We start from the raw sequence: 17520 nt of genomic DNA, 5'->3' as shown, positions 1-17520 counted from the left end.
GAACAAGAACCATTACAATACTTCCGTCAATGAAAAATTTTAAATTACTGATTTTATTATCCCTGGTTTTGAGCAGTTTATCTGCTTTTGCAGAAACACCAAATCCGGTTTATTCCAGAGCGGATTCTATTATCGGCCCGATTATTGAGAAATTAGCCCGCCGATATGCTCCGGACAAAAGAACAGCCGTTTTTCAGATTGAGGTAAATCGTCAGAATAACCAGGTTACCCTTTCCGGAAAAACCAATCAGATAAAAGCCAAAAATCAATTGATTGACCAACTCAGAGGGCTGAAATTTGAGGTGAATGATCAGATTAAAACCCTTCCTGAAGCAGAACTTGGCGAGAAAATTTATGGTTTGGTAGAGGTTTCCGTTTGTAACATTCGTTCAGCACCAAGACATTCGGGAGAGCTTGCCACGCAGGCTTTGATGGGAACACCCTTAAAAGTACTTGAAATGGAAGACAATGGCTGGCTATTGGTGCAAACACCCGATCAATACATTGCCTGGGTCGACCGGGGAGCGGTTACCCGGATTACCAAAGAAGAGTTTGATCGATGGAAGTCAGCAGCTAAAATCATCTATACAAACCCTTATGGCTTCTCTTATGTTGAAACAAATACTGAAAGTCAGACCGTTTCTGATTTAGTATATGGTGATGTTTTGGAAATTCTGGGAGAAAAAGGGGATTTTTATCAGGTACTTTTTGCAGATGCCAGAAAAGGTTATGTTCTGAAAAGTGAAGCTAAAATCTACAGCGACTGGATTAAGAACACCAATCCTACGGAAGAAAGTCTTGTCAGGGCTTCTAAAAGATTGATGGGTATTCCTTATTTATGGGGAGGAACTTCTTTCAAAGGCGTTGATTGCAGTGGTTTTACCAAAACCGTTTATTTCATGAACGGCCTTATTCTGCCAAGAGATGCCTCTCAACAAGTCTTTACAGGGGATTTAGTAGATAAATCTTCTCATTTTGAATCTCTTGAACCGGGAGATTTGCTGTTTTTCGGTGAAAAAAGAGAAGATGGCTCAGAGAAAGTTGTTCATGTAGGTATGTGGATTGGAAATGACGAATTCATTCATGCTTCTGACAAAGTAAGAATAGGCAGTGTAAATCCGAAGGCTGCCAACTTTGACGAATATAATGTAAAAAGATACCTGCGCTCAAAAAGGATCCTGAAAAGCAGCTTACAAGGCATTACTGTATTAAAGGAAAATAATATTTATTAAATCTTTTGAGAGGAAGTATAAAATCAGAAACCCCTTTTCCTGATCGGGAAAGGGGTTTCTGATTTTGGTTGATGCGGTAAAAAACTATTTTTTTACTTCTTTTTTTCCTCCGAACAACCCTGAGATTTTACCCCAGAAACCAGTTGCTGCTTCTTTAGCATCATCAATGGCTTCTGCTGCAAATTCAGTAGCATCTTCTATTTTTTCCGAAGCAAATTCTTTTGCATCCTCTATTTTTTCAGCTGCAATGGTTTTAGCATCTTCAAATTTCTCTGCAGCGGCTGCTTTTACTTCGTCCAGTTTTTCTCCGGTAAATTCTTCTATTTTTGCAGAAGCTGTTGCTTTCAATTCTTCAAATTTAGCTTCAGCAGCTTCCTGAAGATCTTCTAATTTCTCAGTAGCTGCATCAGCAAGCTCGTGAGCTTTTTCTTCAACATTCATTCCGGTTACCTCTTTTATTTTTCCAGCGGCCGCATCTGCAATATTATCTAACTTTTCAGCAGCCTGATCTTTCAAATTATCCAGGTTATTTTCCATATTATCAGTCAATTAGTTGTTTTTTAGTTCATTACAAATATGGTAAAATATTTTAAACTATACTAGTAATTGAAAGTTAACAATTGATAAAGCCTTATAAAAATGAAGCCGTTTCAGACATTTTAGCGAAAGTAAAAATGTCTGAAACGGCTTTTAGGCCTTCCTGAATGACATTATTGAATAGTTTCAGGTTTTTTTCTAAAGGCATATACCAAAACGCCTATTCCGAAAAGCACAGCAGGAATAGAAAGATACTGCCCCATATTGAATGCCATTGAGTCTTCGAAAGAAGATTGATTTTCCTTTAAAAACTCATAAAAGAATCTTAAAGTAAATACAACAATCATGAATACACCCGTCAGCAAACCTTCTCTGGTATATTGTTTCTTTTTGTTCCAGATCCACATGAGTACAATAAACAGGATCAGACAGGAAAGTGCTTCATATAATTGTGAAGGATGGCGGGGAACCAGCAGTTCGTGTTCTGTTTCTCTTTTGAAAAGAAATGCCCAGGGTACATCAGTTGGTTTACCTATAATCTCTGAGTTCATCAGATTTCCCATTCTGATAAAAAAACCACCCAAAGCTACTGTCGGAACTACCCTGTCTGTCACATATAAATAACTCTGATCTTTGTTCTTCCTGACGTACAGATAAAAAGCCAGAAATAACCCGATAGATGCTCCATGACTAGCCAAACCAGAATAAGGAGGCGTAACCATGTTGATGAAGAATTTTACCGGATCAGCTTTCAGCAAGGGGAATTCATAAAAGAAATAATGCCCGAATCTCGCTCCGATTACTGTAGCAACCATGGCGTAAAGCAACAATTGGTCTGCCTGCTCTACAGGTCTTCCTTCTTTCTTAAAAATATAGCTAAGCACCTGATATCCGGCTAAAAAAGCAGAAGCAAAGAGAAGTCCGTACCAGCGAATAGGGAAACCGAATATTGAAATAATTTCAGGATTAACATCCCAGTCAATAAAAAGTAACATTTTGAACAGGTTTTGGAATTGAAGGCAAACACTTTATTAAATTTGTGTCTTCAATTTCAGATTGAGAAGTAAAATTATTTTACTGATCTAAAAAATATTTTCCTATGAGAAAATAGCCTTTGTAAAACTACATTTGTGAATAAATCCGGCTCAAAAGTAATATATTTCTAATGAAACGCCATGAGAATAATGCTCTATCTGGCGGTTCTTTAAGGAGAATTCTGATCAGAGTCTCAAAATTCTAATTGATCCATTCACATGAAAAGCCTGTTAATTTTTCTTGTCAGAGTATATCAGGGTTTAATTTCTCCCTATTTCCCTAATTCATGCCGTTATACCCCAACTTGTTCCCAGTACATGATTGAAGCTGTGTTGAAACACGGAGCATTGAAAGGAGGCTGGATGGGTCTGAAAAGATTTGCGAGATGTAATCCCTGGGGAGGACACGGGCATGATCCTGTTCCCTGAGTTGAAGGTATCCCCTGAAACAAATGTAGCGATGCCGAACCGGCATCGCTACAAATCAATCCTTAAACCAAAACTAAAAATTCTTAAAGGTCAGAGGTACCCACTGCTTATTGCGGAACAGTGATCTTATTCATCATTTCTTTTCACAAAAAGAAATGCCAGTCTGCTTACCTGTCCGACATTTACAAGCTGCCTGATAACATGCGCTTTTTGTAAAATGGTAACAGAGGTAGTTTTTGTGCTATATTTTGCTTTAACTATTTCTTTTTTCTCAGAATCTTTCTTCAAAGCATGTCTTCCTGCCAGAATATTGTGCGGAAATCCCATTGCTAAAGCATTGGATGTCAACCCAGTTATCAACGAAAAAATGATTAAAATATTAAGCAGTTTCATGACTTTATCTTTTAAGTTATCTTCTAACAGAGTTCATTAGAAGCTGATACAAAGATATATGCGTTATACTGTACTATGCAATACAAAGTACCGTTTTTTTCAGAAAATCATGATAAACGGTTTTTAGTGTTGATGAATGGAAGGCCTTTTCTTTCTCTCTTGCTCAATAAGATGCAATTCCTGATATAAATGTTGCATATAGACTTAAATATTTTTTTAAAAAATTTTAAGTCCGTCTAAAAAGAAATTTTGCATGCTCGCTTATGAAGACAGAAATGAGGGCCAAGAGACATAAACAAGCGTGAAAATCATGGAAATTTATTATATTTAAAACTATATACGCTTGATTTCCCTTCATCAGATTATTAAACCTTTATTTACCATTCATGAGAAAAAACTTTCATAAAGCTTTCCTTTTGCTTTCCCTTGCCGGCTTTATTTCCTTCAACCCTCCTCAAAATGAGGATGAGCTTCTGAAAAAAAAAGCCGAAGAGCTCGCTCATAAATTTATCATCGTGGATGGACACGTTGATTTACCATACAGACTTCATGGTAAAATGGAAGATGTTTCCGTACAAACTACAGCCGGAGACTTCGATTATGTCCGGGCAAAGAAAGGCGGACTTTCTGCTCCCTTTATGTCGATTTACGTTCCGTCAAAACTTCAGCAGACTCCCGGTGACTCAAAAGCACTGGCCGATTCTCTCATTGATATGGTTGAAAACCTTACGACGCAGTTTCCTGATAAATTTGCGCTGGCAAAATCTCCGGCAGATATTGAGAAAAATTTCAGAAAAGGCCTGATTTCATTACCTATGGGTATGGAAAATGGTTCTCCGATTGAAAGTAATCTGGCCAATCTGGATCATTTTTATAAAAGAGGAATCCGTTACATTACCCTTTGTCACGGAGAAAATAACCTCATCTGCGACAGCTCTTATGATACAACCAGCACCTGGCAAGGGCTAAGTCCTTATGGCAGAAAAGTGGTTCTGGAAATGAATAAACTAGGCATTATGATCGACTGTTCTCATATTTCAGACAATACTTTTGAACAGGTTGTAAAGATGTCGAAAGCTCCTGTTATTGCTTCTCATTCTTCATGCAGGTTTTTCACACCAGGTTTCCAGAGAAATATGTCAGATGAGATGATTACGATGCTTGCTCAGAAAAACGGAGTAATTATGATCAATTTTGCCTCTTCTTTTCTTGATGAAACTGCTAATAATTATTCCAAAAATAAAGCTGCGGAAGTGGCAAAATGGGCAAAAGAGCATAATGTGGCAGTTAATAGCCCTGAAGCCAGGGCCTTTGACGAAGAATATTCCAAAAATCAGCCCATGAAATTAACCAATGTGGAAAAGGTAGCAGACCATATCGATCATGTAGTAAAACTGGCAGGTATTACGCATGTCGGTTTAGGTTCTGATTTTGAAGGAGTCGGTCCTACTTTGCCGGATGGCCTGAAAGATTGTTCACAATTACCGAATCTGATCTATATTCTGCTTAAAAGAGGATATTCCGAAAATGATATTCAAAAAATCTGTTATCAGAATATTTTCAGGGTCTGGAAAGATGTGGAAAAAGTAGCCAGGAAAATGTAAAATTCTATTTCAATAAAGGGGATTTCACTTGAAATTCCCTTTATTGAGTGATTTTGAGAATTATGAAACTCTCTGACGTTTAATGATATTTTTCAGATAAAACATCTCTCCGTAATGGACACTTTCATGCAGGAAAAAAGTCCAGAGCTGCTCTCCTATCGTTTTTCCTGCTGATAACTTAAATGGGCTTTCTTTCTTCAGATGTTCCTCCGAAACTTTTCCAAGTAAATCAATTACTTTTTCACCTCTTTCTGCGAAAACGGTATTCAGGATAGGCAACGACGGAAAAAGCTCATCCTGCAACAGAGGCGTGTTAGGAGTAAAAAGCTGTATTTCGTTATCAAATTTGATCAGTTTTTCAGTCGGTTCAAGCAGTTTAATCAGGGTATTTCTCACAAATGCCAGATGCCCTACTTCCCATGAAAGATGGTTTACCAGCTCATAAGGACGGAAAAAAGCCTCCTCTTTTGTAACATCTTCACAAATTCCGGAAATCAGCCTGCTATTCTGCGCAAAGCCTGTCTGCATTAAAGAATGTATTTGCATAATTATTTTGAAGATTGGATTTGTTTTGACAAAATTTTACCAAACGAACGTTTTGTAAATCTCGACAAACATTTCCTCTCTTCCAAATATTCTGGCAAATTTAAAGATTCATTCCCATCTGTCTGAGGTGATGATCGAGATGACGAAGGTAATCATGTGCCACAAATTCCAGAGGCACCAGATCTTCACCGATTTTTGCAGAAGCAATAGAACCTCCCCAATTCGTCAGAACCTGATAATGCTCTTTAGGAAGGTTTTTGAGAATGACACATAGATGCTTATTAAGTAAAATCCAGAAATCCAGTAAATCCTGAGAATCGTATTGCTGATAGTCTGCTGCTTTTACCCAGGCATTTTGCTGATAAACGATATGCGCTTCATGCTGATATTGTCCGATCACAAATCTTCTGATATTATTCTGAGCCGAGTCAATCAAATGCCCGAGAATCTCTTTTTTACTCCATTTCTCAGGAGCAGCTTTCTGCCGGAGTTCTTCTTCTGAAAAAGCTGAAAAATATTCGCTTACCGTTTCTATCCTGTTATGGATATTTTTAATAAGTATTTTCATAAATTTTAAATGACCAAGCCAGTCTGAATAATGACAAAATAATGAAAGATTCAGGAAATGATTTTTAGGGTGATTTCAGACAAAATCTGCAAAACAGTATTTATCTCAAACACTTCATTCCTGAATCTTTATTTCAAAACGATGAAAAGACAATTCTATTCCTGATACTGAGTATGCTTTCTGATAAATCTTTTGATATTTTCACTGGCACGCTCTTTCACCTTATTTTGTAAAAAGCCGGTCCAGCCGAACAATCTCCCCATCCAGCCCAATGCCTGCGACATCCAGCTATAGAAATTGAAAGTATCCCGCTGGGTCAGGATTTTACCATCCTTAAATGTAAAAGCCGACTGGATAACATTGTGGACTCTTTTACCGCTTTGTGAAAAATGATACCAGGCTTCCCAATTTGCCTTTCCGGTATTGTCATCAGCTTCTATGCCTGAAAAAGACAGTTCAAGGTCTGCCCCACGCTCACATAACAGATGCCACATTGCTGCGATTTCTTTTCCTTTCAGCGAAAACACTTCATCTTTGAAAGTTGCTTCCGGATGATAGCATGCTGCCATTGCTTTATAATCTTTGCGGGCAAATGCTTCGTAAAAATTTTGAATAAGTTGTTGATTTGGATGCATATCTGTTATAAAATTCTTTTATAATTTTATTTCTTTTCCTGTTTCCGCTGCTTTATAAATCGCTTCAATAATCTTCATGTCACGCAGTCCTTCTTCTCCCGGAGTCCTCACCGGGCGGTTGTTCAGAATGGCTTCCGACATTGCTTCGAGCTGAGCGGTCTGGTGTTTGATAACAGGTAAATTCATCTCACCTTTAGAGGTTTTTCCTTTTAAGGGGCCATAATCATAAGCCGGAGACATTTCCAAATTACCATTTTCATAGCTAACAAACAACCTGTGGACATTCCCATTATAGGTAGTTGTGGAAGAAGAAATGGCTCCGCCTGGAAATTTCAATTGCCAGAACAGCGTTTCTTCAATGTCTTTATAAATTTCAGGATCCGTTTTTACCCACTGTGCTGTTACTGAAACAGGTTCCTCTCCTGTTGCATATCTGCTGGCATTTAAAGCATAGATCCCTACATCCATCATCGGACCGCCTCCGGCGAAGGCTTTTTTCATACGCCAGGCATTGGTATCTCTTAGCTTAAAACCAAAACTTGCCTCTACAAATTTCACTTTCCCGAAGTCCTTTTCTCTGGCCAGTCTCATTACTTCATTGGTAAACGGTTCATAATGCAAACGGTAACCAATCGCCAGTTGAACACCTGCTTTTTTACAGGCAGCAATCATTTCTTCTGCTTCCCTGACAGAAACTGCCATAGGTTTTTCACAAATTACATGTTTCCCGGCCTTTGCTGCTCTCAAAGCAAACTCATGATGCATTGAATTCGGGAGAACAATATACACGGCATCAATGTCTTTATTCTCAATAATTTTGTCAAAATTCTGATAATTGTAGCAGTTTTTTTCAGGAATATTATATTTCTTCTTCCAATCCTCAATCTTTGAAGGCGTACCGGAAACAACACCTGCGAGGTTGGCAAACTGCGTTTGAGCAAATGCCGGAGCAAGCTGGTAGGTAGCATAATAACCCAGTCCGATCAGAGCAATATTAAGTTTTCTGCCATCTTTGTTAAGCGGTTTGGCAGAAGCTATCATAGGCATTACAACAGAAGAGGCTGTAATAGCTTTCAGGAAATTACGTCTTGAATTTTTCATTTGTTAAGCAGAGAATAGATTTTTTAGAAAATGTGTTATAAAATTAACTATTGGATAAGATAAATATGCCTTTTGTTTCTGCTGATTTTTCAGGAAACATTAAAACATTTTTTATCATTTTCTGAAAGATAAGGAGTTTATTTATCAGGTTTGTGGGTTATTATATTTAGCAGGAGATTAATCAGAAACAATAGCAGACCATATTAATTAAAAATAAATGCAGGAAATTGAGCCTTTCTATAATTGGGAAAACTACTATGCTTCATCGAAAGATCAGCGTTCCCCTTTCTTCGGCAGAAAGTATAACATGACGATGTATGAAAATACTATTTACGGATATTACATTCATCCGCTTTGGGATGAAATTGAAACCGAAACACTTTACTGCAAAATCCTTTTCGCAGATTATGACCGGAAAATAGTAATTATTGAAATGTTCGGAGAATGGAATGATACCCTTCACAATGATATTATGTTTTTTAAAAGACATGTCATCGATCATCTTTTAGGTGAGGGGATTAATCAGTTTATTCTGCTGGGAGAAAATATCTTTAATTTTCACGGCTCAAGAGACGATGATTATTATGCGGAATGGTTCGAAGAAGTGGAAGACGGATGGATTGCGGCCTGTAATTTTATGGATTTTGTGGAAACGGAATTTACGAAGTTCAAACTCGACTATTACATCAATTACGGAGGAACTCTCAATATCCCAAACTGGAGAACCATGAAACCGCTTCAGTTTTATGAGTTGGTAAAATCACTGATTATCCGACGTCTGAGCTGACAATTATTCCTATTTGTTATTAATATATGCCAATTTAGTATTTCTTATTATTAATTATTTTAAGGAGTTTTGCCAAAAAGCATTTTAAAATATGAGCATTGTTTTCACAACTATTTCATCAGCAGAAGAAATCACACAGGTTTTAACACTCCAACAGGAAAATCTCAGAAAAAATATTTCAGAAGAAACCGCAGACAATCAGGGATTTGTAACCGTTGTCCACAATTTTGATCTGCTCAACCGAATGAATACGGCCATTCCGCAAATCATTGCCAAAGACGGAGATCAGGTGGTAGGCTATGCACTGGTAATGCCTGAAAGTTTTAAAAATGATGTACCGGTGCTAATGGCAATGTTCGACATGCTTGGCGCACTGGAATATCAGGGGAAGCTGGTAAAAGATTACCGTTATTATGTGATGGGACAGGTTTGTGTTTCAGAAGCTTATCGGGGAAAAGGGATTTTTGACGGTTTGTACAAAACGCATCAAAATTTACTATCCTCTCAATTTGACATTTGTGTTACAGAAATTGCCAAAAGAAACACACGTTCGCTATCAGCTCATAAAAGAGTTGGTTTTGAAATTATCCACGAATATTTTGATACTACCTATCCTGAACTCTGGGAAGTGGTAGTTTTGCCTTTGGCTTCTTAGAGTAATAGTTTTCAGATAAAAGGAGCCGAGGATTTAAGAAAGAGAAAAGATTGCATGAAGCAGTCTTTTCTCTTTTTCTTTCTAAAAACCGTTCCGCTTTTCCTTAATACAAAATATGCCCGCAAAACTGAGCACGGTTGTCGATAATTTTACCTCCGCGTCTGAAACCCAAACCGCAGGCTTCTCCGGCAAAAAACACTCCCGCCTGATAATAATGATCTTCTTCATCTCTCAAAAACGGCGTGAATTCCTGAAATATAACTCTTTGCCCCTCGTATTCTCCTCCAGCAGCTTCAGCTATTTCTCCTGACTTTTCAATCACCCGGACATTAGCTCCCTCTCTTCCAAAAAGAACTTTTTCTACTGAAACAGACTCCGGAAGCGGTTTATTATCGGTTTTCAGTAAAAGCGGATGATAAGGATTCAGTTCCCAAAGCACTTTAAGCATAGCCTTCGACTGGAAAAGCAGGCTATAGGCAGGATTCATTACTACCGCTTTCTGATTCATGACAATTTTAGTAAGAATAGCTGCTAATTCAGGTTCTTCCCATCCGATGTATTCCCATGGAACAAGTTTAAACCAGAAATCATATCTGATAAAATTTCCGTTCTGTGGATTTTGCTTAAAAATCCCGTCAGTTTCAGAAAACTCCACAGCATCTATGTATTCAAAATCGACTTCAAAACCCGCCTCCCTTGCTGCTTCTCCGATTACAGATACATTGGCTTCATCTTCCGGTGCATCACGGAGTGTGGAAATTAATAAGGTCGGGCTAAAACTACCGTTTTCGGCCTTAATACATTTAAATTGCTCGACAAATGCCTCAAAAACACCATTGAACTGAAACTGTTCTTCCAGTTCATTTGCCTTCAGGTGCGCATATTGCACAACTGCCGTTTCAGGAATACAGGTTGCCGTATCCGCATTAAATTCGATAAGTTTGATTGGTTTTCCATCCGTTCCCCCGCTTAAATCAAAACGTCCGTACAAATGCCAGGTTTTATCATTTTCCCAGGAATATTTCACCAGATCAATCAGATTTTCCGGAATGCCTAACTCTTCAAATTTATTATTATCAATTACATACTGGCCTGCATTAATAAACATTTCATACAGTTCATTGGCAGCTATAAAATATTCATCCGCCTCACCCTCCTCTATTTCAACTACCTCATCTGTCAGATAAGGAATTGTATCTTCTCCCAGCATCCAGTCCCACCCTATCTGTTTTAAAGCAGTCAGAGGATTATTTTTTAACTTTCTTAATTTTATCATTTCTAAAATCTTTTCATGAAAACAGGCATAAATCCTGTATTTTTATCAACATTGATTCCGACCGAAACAACTTCTCTACCCTCCGAATGACCTTCCCGTACTATGGAAAAAGCCACTTCTTCCTCCTGAGGGTCTTGAGGTAAATACTCTTGAGCTGCCAACACTTTCCTGAATACTTTGTGAACGGTTAAACAGGCTTCTTGAAGCATAATATCTCATAAATGTACCGGAACCATAATGGCGTCTTCCTGAAGTGTCCCTGGAAGTATTAGGATATTGCTGACCGGAAGAAGTATTATAACCACCACCTCTGTAAAATGAATATTGGTTATTACTTCCCATAATATTAGCGAGCATATAGCCCATTCCACCATAAAGCAGGGCATTTGAAAGGTTATTACTCTGACCAATTCCATGAGGATTTGTCTTGATTTCAGAGTCGATCAACGCTTTCACCGCTTCCTGATGTAAGGTATCTTTCTTTCCGCTGAGATAGGTTACAATAGCTACAGAACTATCAATCGGCACTTTTACTTCATCTGTTATCCTGAACACTCCCTTTGAAGTTTCAGTGATATACGTTTTTACACCCCTGGTGTAAGTTTCCACCTCTTCATAATCACCCTCATCATCAGATCCGCTGCTTCCGCAGCTTTGCAGCATAAATGCAGAACCCAATAATGCCAGAGAGATGGAACTCCCGATGGTAATGTCTTTTACTTTCCGGATAAAAGCATTCTTGCTTATCATATTTTTGTATAATTTTAATCAATACGACTGAATTTGTATCGTTACTTTGTTTTGGTTTTTTGACAAATTTATCGGAAATCCTCCGGTATGAAGAAACTCATTTGATACGAATGGTATTTTCCTCGTAAGAACGGTTCTAATCCGACCGGCAGAAACATTATATTTATCAAAAAATCCACCAATTCATTCCAAAACAATGTCCATCAAACTATGAATCAACAACTAAAATTAGCATCAAGACCTAAAGGTACTCCTCAGCCTTCAGATTTTTTACTGGAATCAAATCCTGTTCCGGTACTGAAGGATGGAGAAGTCCTGGTAAAAACCATTTATATTTCAATAGATCCTGCCATGAGAGGCTGGATGAATGAAGGTAAATCCTATGTCCGTCCCGTAGAAATCGGAGAAGTTTTCAGGGCTGTTACTGCCGGAAAGGTGATTGAATCCCAACACCCTGATTTTCAGGAAGGTCAATACGTTACCGGCATATGGGGTGTTCAGGAATACGCTGCCGTTAAAGGGAAAGAACTTTTAAAAGTTGATGCCAAAAGCCTTCCCCTACATACTTATATCGCCACGTTAGGTATGACAGGCCTTACTGCTTATTTTGGCCTTCTTGATTCCGGACAACCCAAAGCAGGCGAAACGGTTCTGGTATCAGGTGCCGCCGGAGCTGTCGGAAGTACTGTCGGACAAATTGCTAAAATAAAAGGCTGTAAGGTAATTGGTATTGCCGGAGGAGAAGACAAATGCAATTATTGTGTACATGAACTCGGCTTTGATGCCTGCATCAATTATCAGACTGAGGACGTCAGAAAAGCATTAAAAGCCATTGCCCCTGAAGGAATTGATATTTATTTTGACAATGTCGGCGGTGAACTGCTTGATATTGCTCTCCAGCAAATCAGGTTTAAAGCAAGGATTGTGATCTGCGGTGCTATTTCACAATATAATAATACTGAACCCGTAAAAGGTCCGGCAAATTATCTTTCACTATTGGTAAACCGTGCAAGAATGGAGGGAATCGTGGTTTTTGATAATTTTGCCCGTTACGGAGAGGCTGCCAAAGAAATGGCCGGATGGCTTCTTGAAGGTAAATTGCAGTCTAAAGTGCATATTGAAAAAGGGATCGAAAACTTTCATCCTACTTTATTAAAATTATTTTCAGGGAAAAACTTCGGAAAACTGATTTTGCAGGTAAGTGAAGAATAATTCCGATTTACATAGTAATTCCCTGATTTGCAGCAAGTTAAATATGAGTAAAATTGAAATCCCCCTGATTATTGATAAAATAGCGAAACTTCAGCATACTGCCGATCGGCGGTATTTTCCGGAAGGTGTTCTCCCCTCTTATCGGGAGAACGCTTTTTTGTTTTACAGAAGACCTGATACAAATATTTTCTTTACTGCCATTACGGTTTTTACCCTCAATCAAATTAAACAATATTTACCTGAAAAGTCCCAAAAACAAATTGGGGAGATTTCAGAGAAAGCTATCCGGAATTATCCGCTGTTTCAAAACAAGGATGGGCTCAAAACCTATAATTTCTTTCGGACAAAACCTTCCAGACATTTCCCGAATGGTTACCTTTTTAAACACTTTGAGCATTTCAGAATTCCTGATGATATAGATGATACGGCATTTATCTATCTTACCTCAGCGCATTCTAAAGAAGATGCCGAATGGTTACAACAGAAACTGATTTTACATTCCAACAATTACCGGAGAACAATCAATAATACTTTTCCACATTACAAATCATTAAAAGCTTATTCTACCTGGTTCGGGAAAAACATGTACATTGAGTTCGATGCCTGTGTAATGTCAAACATGTTATACTGTCAGCTTTCAGATCAGTTAGTATTGGATGAGCATGGGAAAGACTGCCTCAGATACATTCAATCTGTTATTCTTAAAGACGAGTACCTTAAACAGCCATTCAGGGTAGCGCATCAGTACCCTAAAACTTCACTGATTATTTATCATGTGACAAGGTTAATGGAGGCATTTCCCTTGCCGGAATTGGAAATCTGCCGGAATAAAATCGTGGAAGATACCCTTTTTCTGCTGAGGAATGAGTCATTGCATCTCATGGATAAACTCCTTCTTGAAACTTCTCTGTTACGGCTTAATGCGCTCAAAAAACCGGAAATCATTCATATTCTGGAACAAAAAACAGCTCCGGTTTCGGGAAAACCGGAGCTGTCAAATGAGTTATTCAAAGGTTTTTATTTTTTTATTGCAGGCTTCCTTACGGCCTATGAAAATCCCGTTCTTTATAAACTGGCCTCTTCCCGTATTGCTCATTTTACCTGGCAATGCGAGGCACACAACTGGACATTAGTATCTGAGTATCTTCAGTATTGCTCATTATTGTCTGCTTCGCAGAAAACCTAATGACTTTCCTTTCAAGGTCACTTCAATACTATCTGACACATTCATTTTCAAGGATTTAAACAGCACATTATCAGCTAAAAAGGAGCCTCCGTGTGCCTGCATATCCAGCGTTAAATTATCAATTTTATTGCCTTTATAGATCTCAACTGCTGAATCAATCGTATCACTTGAAATCTTAATATTACCGATTGTATTCCTGTAGAACAAAGCTGTCGCTTTATTTCTTACATTTACGGATAAGTCACTTACAGTAAGCCCCTTAACTCTTCCTCTCACACCTGAAAAGGTAACTTCCTTAAGCTTAGGGCAGAGAACTACTATTGCCGTACGATCATTTGAATTAACATCTCCCGGATCGCTATCTCCGTTACTGAAATCAATAGTCAATACAGAATCTTTAACAACGTATCTGAATGCCTTATTACTTTTCATCTCTTCTGATACTTTCAAACCATAGGAAGAAGAAGACTGTACAAAAACAGGATACGTTTTATGTCCCAGAATTTTCACTTCTGAGAACCCTCCGACCTTTTCATTGAGAAGATTTGAATATTCATCAATTTTAAGGTTGAGTCGTTTCTTATATTCAGCTTTAAGCAGTAAAGTAGTTGTAAACATCATTATAAGAATAAAGCTCATCAACCCTACTATTATTTTATTGCTGGTTTTCATTTTCATGACAATTAAATTTCAGTTTTCAATAGGATTCAGATCATTTTAATGGGTTAATTCTTCGAAATTATGTTGTTTAAAAACTTCGAAACGTTTAGCCAATTCGGGAATATCGATTTTGAGAAGATACAGATTCCTGAACAAAACCGGTAATTCATTAGCTAAAAACTCATCTCTGCGGACAGCCACAATTTTCTCTGTAGAATCCTCAGAGGCAAAATAACCAATTCCACGCTTTTGAAAAATGATTCCTTTTCCTTGCAAATGCTCGTACGAACGCATTACGGTATTAGGATTAACCTCCAACTCCACGGCTAAATCTCTGATAGATAAAATCTTATCATTAGCCTTCCACTTCCCCAAAAGTATATTTTCGCATACCAGATCGGCAATTTGCAGATAGATAGCTTGTGAATCTCTAAATTCCATATCGTTTGCGAGTTAAAATCTGATAAAAAATTCCGGAACCGGTAAAATGGCCATTACACTATTTCTCTTTCCTTTAAACCGAAGTATCCGGCTACCCATAATCCAATCGTAACCACTGTCCAGACAAAATACTGAAGAATTTCCCCCAATCCTGATGGCAGCTCAATTTTCAACGGCTCCCGGATATCTGTTCCACCCAGCGTAACTGACCGGAATGCATCTATAGTAGCCGATTGGCCGAAAACGGCAAAACCTAAGCCCTGACTTATCAATCCAAATACAACGGCTGCTACAAATCCTAAAAACATTGTTTTGATAAAGGTTCTGTTCTTAAAAAATACACTTCCCCAAAGGCCGAAAGCATGTATCAGTAAAGCCAGAGAAAGCCCTTTCAAAAAGACCTTACCGGAAGAAGAAGGCCCTCCTAAAAAGTTAATCAGAGAAACATTCGCATGATTTTGAAAATTATATATCGTTACAGCCACAAAATCGACCAGATAAAATGCCATCAGAAAGACTATTCCATAGACGAAAATTGAATAAAACATCGAGCATAGAAATTTCTCAAGATGGGAAGCAGGTAATAATAAAAAGCTGATAGATTCCGTGCGCTCTGAGAGAGATTTGAGCATCCGGCTGGTATTAATCGTCCCGCTTATCATAAATGAAATGATAAATAAAAACATCTGAAAAGTCTGCCCCTCCAAAGTAACATTTCTGCTAAAAAAAAGCGTGAAAAAGAACATTATACCCAAAATCGCCACCAATGCTCCTGCACTAATCAGATAGGTTTTACGCTGTTCTATCCACTGCTTTTTAATCAGTAAACCCAAACGATTGAAATCCAAAAGATTATTCATAATCAATATCAGTCAATAAGTTTATTATAAGTAAAATCCTTTTTTATTCCCCCTGAAAATCCTCAGCAACCTTTTTGTCAGAGAAGATTTCCCTGATTCTTCCTTTATTGGCCAAAACGGCATTGAAAAGAAGTTCCAGGTCCACTTTCGTGAAATCTCCTGTAGTATTTTCCAAAACAGCTGCTGTTCCTTTAAGAGAATGTTCGGAATAAAGTACTTTATCCTCTTCCGTTATTTTTGTCAGCAGCCTGAAGGATAATTTCTCAGATACATCATCCAATAACTCATTGAAAATAATCTCCTGCTGATCAATTACAATAATCGGATCAATCAATCCGCTCAAATCTCTGACCTGATGTGTTGAGATAATAATCACCCTGTTTTCATCAATCGCTGAAGCAATTACCTTACGGAACTGACTTTTAGAAGGGATATCCAAACCATTTGTCGGTTCATCCATAATCAGTAAATGCGTATTGGTAGCAATTCCGAAAGCAATCAGCACTTTCTTCTTTTGTCCGTAAGAAAGTTTGCTCAGGTTTTCTGCTTCGGCAATATTGAATTCTTTCAGATAAAGCTGAAATTGTTCCTGGCTGAAATTCGGATAAAAAGGAGCATTTGTTCTTACAAAATCCTTCAAAGGAAGATCCGAAACATGGAATTCCTCCGGCAAAAAGAACATTTCTCTCAAAAAACCAGGTTCCCGGTGTTGCGCCCGATAACCTTCAACCACACAAGAACCTTCCTGAGGAAATAACAAGCCAGCCATAATTTTCATTAAACTGGATTTCCCCGATCCATTTTCACCTAAAAGCCCATAAATATTACCGGCTTTAAGACTCAGATTGAGATTTTTAAAAACAGGTTTGTTCTTAGCGTAACCAAATGAAAGGTTCTGAATTTCTATCATGACGTTTTTGAGGCTATTTTGTCCCTTTTACACTACTATTTTCATAATAAAGAAATAGTGTTATAGAAAATTAGTGTACTACAAATATAATACAGTTCAATTTCTTATCAAAGCATTCTTTTCTTAGAAATTCCGGGCCGGTAAACTGTCTTTTCTGTTGATAAGATAGACAAAAAGACAAAAGATGAAAATGTAAACTGCATTGTAAGAAATCACATCAAAAGAATGCAGTCCGGCAGTATAACTGCTAAAATCATAGTCGAATTTCAGCAATCTCTTAAGAGATTTTACCGCTTTGAGAAATAAGAAGAACGCTACAAATAATTTAAAAACAGAGATCCTTTTCATGGTATTAAAGATTTAAAGGTTTTGGTAAATTTTGTTAGTTAATTAAATCAGCAATTGATACGACGGAAACTTTCACAGAACCACTCAGACTGACACTCATTTCTTTTTCTGATAAACTTCCGGATCCGGCTTTGCCTTCTGCCAGTTTTTCCAGTCTTCCCAGCGGAGAATGAGCTTTAGGTAAAAAAGTTTGATTTCCATTCTGACAAAATACCGAAGCAACCATAACAACAGCGAACAAGGCAATGACTGATAAAACGGATGTATGTTTCATAACATTTTTCATTTGATTATTTCTGAGCTTTGATTGGGTACAGTTTGTCAGTTTAAGATTTACCTGTAAGTCGGTCTTTTTT

General features: G+C 37.8%; 22 protein-coding genes. 7 read left to right on the top strand and 15 right to left on the bottom strand.

What is annotated here, in order from left to right; all coding sequences use genetic code 11:
• Positions 1-29 precede the first annotated feature (29 nt).
• Complete coding sequence (locus BM179_RS03650) at positions 30-1232, top strand: C40 family peptidase (RefSeq protein WP_092012390.1); 1203 nt, start codon at positions 30-32, stop codon at positions 1230-1232.
• Positions 1233-1316: 84 nt separating this feature from the next.
• Here BM179_RS03650 and BM179_RS03645 read toward each other — a convergent pair whose 3' ends face one another.
• Positions 1317-1769: a hypothetical protein gene (locus tag BM179_RS03645; protein WP_092012387.1), complete on the bottom strand. Its 453-nt coding sequence runs from the start codon at positions 1767-1769 to the stop codon at positions 1317-1319.
• A gap of 173 nt (positions 1770-1942) precedes the next feature.
• Positions 1943-2764 (bottom strand): prolipoprotein diacylglyceryl transferase, encoded by an 822-nt coding sequence (lgt, locus tag BM179_RS03640; RefSeq protein ID WP_092012384.1) that lies wholly within the window; start codon positions 2762-2764, stop codon positions 1943-1945.
• 258 nt (positions 2765-3022) lie between these two features.
• Here lgt and yidD point away from each other — a divergent pair, with 258 nt between their 5' ends.
• Positions 3023-3232, top strand: a complete 210-nt coding sequence (gene yidD / locus BM179_RS03635; protein WP_092012381.1) for a membrane protein insertion efficiency factor YidD — start codon at positions 3023-3025, stop codon at positions 3230-3232.
• 126 nt (positions 3233-3358) lie between these two features.
• Here yidD and BM179_RS03630 read toward each other — a convergent pair whose 3' ends face one another.
• The gene (locus BM179_RS03630) at positions 3359-3625 is read right to left on the bottom strand and encodes a hypothetical protein (RefSeq protein WP_092012378.1); all 267 of its coding nucleotides are present in this window, start codon (positions 3623-3625) and stop codon (positions 3359-3361) included.
• Positions 3626-4011: 386 nt separating this feature from the next.
• Here BM179_RS03630 and BM179_RS03625 point away from each other — a divergent pair, with 386 nt between their 5' ends.
• The gene (locus BM179_RS03625) at positions 4012-5229 is read left to right on the top strand and encodes a dipeptidase (protein ID WP_092012375.1); all 1218 of its coding nucleotides are present in this window, start codon (positions 4012-4014) and stop codon (positions 5227-5229) included.
• 60 nt (positions 5230-5289) lie between these two features.
• On the opposite strand, the gene BM179_RS03620 is transcribed toward BM179_RS03625, so the two are convergent.
• The 4 genes from BM179_RS03620 to BM179_RS03605 all read right to left on the bottom strand — a co-directional run bounded on the left by BM179_RS03620 (position 5290) and on the right by BM179_RS03605 (position 8079).
• Positions 5290-5775: a DinB family protein gene (locus BM179_RS03620; RefSeq protein WP_092012372.1), complete on the bottom strand. Its 486-nt coding sequence runs from the start codon at positions 5773-5775 to the stop codon at positions 5290-5292.
• A gap of 100 nt (positions 5776-5875) precedes the next feature.
• A complete protein-coding gene (locus tag BM179_RS03615; RefSeq protein ID WP_092012369.1) occupies positions 5876-6343 on the bottom strand; it encodes a DinB family protein in 468 nt (155 codons plus the stop codon).
• Between the two features lie 155 nt (positions 6344-6498).
• The gene (locus BM179_RS03610; RefSeq protein WP_092012366.1) at positions 6499-6978 is read right to left on the bottom strand and encodes a nuclear transport factor 2 family protein; all 480 of its coding nucleotides are present in this window, start codon (positions 6976-6978) and stop codon (positions 6499-6501) included.
• A gap of 18 nt (positions 6979-6996) precedes the next feature.
• Positions 6997-8079 carry a Gfo/Idh/MocA family protein gene (locus BM179_RS03605; protein ID WP_092012363.1) on the bottom strand — a complete coding sequence of 361 codons (1083 nt, stop codon included), beginning with the start codon at positions 8077-8079 and terminating at the stop codon, positions 6997-6999.
• A 217-nt stretch (positions 8080-8296) separates the two neighbouring features.
• On the opposite strand from BM179_RS03605, the gene BM179_RS03600 reads away from it, so the two are divergent.
• Both BM179_RS03600 and BM179_RS03595 read left to right on the top strand, forming a co-directional pair.
• Complete coding sequence (locus tag BM179_RS03600; RefSeq protein ID WP_092012360.1) at positions 8297-8866, top strand: hypothetical protein; 570 nt, start codon at positions 8297-8299, stop codon at positions 8864-8866.
• A gap of 91 nt (positions 8867-8957) precedes the next feature.
• The gene (locus BM179_RS03595) at positions 8958-9521 is read left to right on the top strand and encodes a GNAT family N-acetyltransferase (protein WP_092012357.1); all 564 of its coding nucleotides are present in this window, start codon (positions 8958-8960) and stop codon (positions 9519-9521) included.
• A 103-nt stretch (positions 9522-9624) separates the two neighbouring features.
• On the opposite strand, the gene BM179_RS03590 is transcribed toward BM179_RS03595, so the two are convergent.
• Positions 9625-10797 (bottom strand): glutathionylspermidine synthase family protein, encoded by a 1173-nt coding sequence (locus BM179_RS03590; protein ID WP_092012352.1) that lies wholly within the window; start codon positions 10795-10797, stop codon positions 9625-9627.
• 75 nt (positions 10798-10872) lie between these two features.
• A complete protein-coding gene (locus BM179_RS03585) occupies positions 10873-11547 on the bottom strand; it encodes a Cj0371 family chemotaxis-regulating polar lipoprotein (RefSeq protein WP_092012349.1) in 675 nt (224 codons plus the stop codon).
• 210 nt (positions 11548-11757) lie between these two features.
• Between BM179_RS03585 and BM179_RS03580 the strand changes: the two genes are divergently transcribed.
• Together BM179_RS03580 and BM179_RS03575 are read left to right on the top strand one after the other, a co-directional pair.
• Entirely contained in the window at positions 11758-12759 is a 1002-nt protein-coding gene (locus BM179_RS03580) for an NADP-dependent oxidoreductase (protein WP_092012346.1), read from the top strand.
• A 43-nt stretch (positions 12760-12802) separates the two neighbouring features.
• A complete protein-coding gene (locus tag BM179_RS03575) occupies positions 12803-13945 on the top strand; it encodes a hypothetical protein (RefSeq protein ID WP_092012343.1) in 1143 nt (380 codons plus the stop codon).
• On the opposite strand, the gene BM179_RS03570 is transcribed toward BM179_RS03575, so the two are convergent.
• From BM179_RS03570 to BM179_RS03545, 6 genes are all read right to left on the bottom strand, one after another.
• Positions 13919-14623, bottom strand: a complete 705-nt coding sequence (locus BM179_RS03570) for a hypothetical protein (protein WP_092012339.1) — start codon at positions 14621-14623, stop codon at positions 13919-13921. The genes BM179_RS03575 and BM179_RS03570 overlap by 27 nt on opposite strands.
• A 39-nt stretch (positions 14624-14662) precedes the next feature.
• Positions 14663-15046 carry a GntR family transcriptional regulator gene (locus BM179_RS03565; protein WP_092012337.1) on the bottom strand — a complete coding sequence of 128 codons (384 nt, stop codon included), beginning with the start codon at positions 15044-15046 and terminating at the stop codon, positions 14663-14665.
• Positions 15047-15099: 53 nt separating this feature from the next.
• Positions 15100-15906 (bottom strand): hypothetical protein, encoded by an 807-nt coding sequence (locus BM179_RS03560; RefSeq protein WP_092012334.1) that lies wholly within the window; start codon positions 15904-15906, stop codon positions 15100-15102.
• 43 nt (positions 15907-15949) lie between these two features.
• Positions 15950-16816: an ABC transporter ATP-binding protein gene (locus tag BM179_RS03555; protein WP_092012331.1), complete on the bottom strand. Its 867-nt coding sequence runs from the start codon at positions 16814-16816 to the stop codon at positions 15950-15952.
• A 123-nt stretch (positions 16817-16939) separates the two neighbouring features.
• On the bottom strand, positions 16940-17164 hold the full coding sequence (locus tag BM179_RS03550; RefSeq protein WP_092012328.1) for a hypothetical protein: 225 nt from the start codon (positions 17162-17164) through the stop codon (positions 16940-16942).
• Between the two features lie 34 nt (positions 17165-17198).
• Positions 17199-17438, bottom strand: a complete 240-nt coding sequence (locus BM179_RS03545) for a hypothetical protein (RefSeq protein ID WP_143095145.1) — start codon at positions 17436-17438, stop codon at positions 17199-17201.
• Positions 17439-17520: the final 82 nt, after the last annotated feature.

Source organism: Pseudarcicella hirudinis (genome assembly GCF_900115665.1).
GTDB classification, from domain to species: Bacteria; Bacteroidota; Bacteroidia; order Cytophagales; family Spirosomataceae; genus Pseudarcicella; species Pseudarcicella hirudinis.
This window is presented reverse-complemented; position numbering and strand designations above follow the sequence as displayed.